Annotated in this window: 1 protein-coding gene; it reads left to right on the top strand. The window is 50.5% G+C overall.

Annotated features, from left to right (window positions below; all coding sequences use genetic code 11):
- Positions 1–295: hypothetical protein (locus AC1RP1_RS08235; RefSeq protein WP_481762758.1), on the top strand; the 295-nt coding region annotated here is incomplete at both ends.

Here is a 295-nt window from a genome sequence, read left to right as displayed (position 1 = left end):
CTCACCGCTAGCCCGTGGACGCAGGCTCAGATTCAGGACTTTCTGAACTACTGTCAGAAAGTCACGATGTACAGCACGTACTTCATATGGCAGGACCCGATCGCAATTGCCCGCAATGTGGCGCTTGACGTATATGCATTCAACAGCGCCAACTTGCTACAAGTTCAGCAGAGTGTAGAGCAGGCTATCCAGACATTGTTCTCGAAGCGTCCGGGGCTGCTGATGACCAACTTCTATATATCGGACTTGGTTAATGCGGCCATGAAGTCGAATCCGAACATTTCGTACGTGATTC

Source organism: Dellaglioa sp. CoH-56-MRSF-13 (assembly GCF_056782095.1).
The sequence above is the reverse complement of the archived record's forward strand: the minus strand, read 5'-3'. Positions and strand labels throughout refer to the sequence as shown.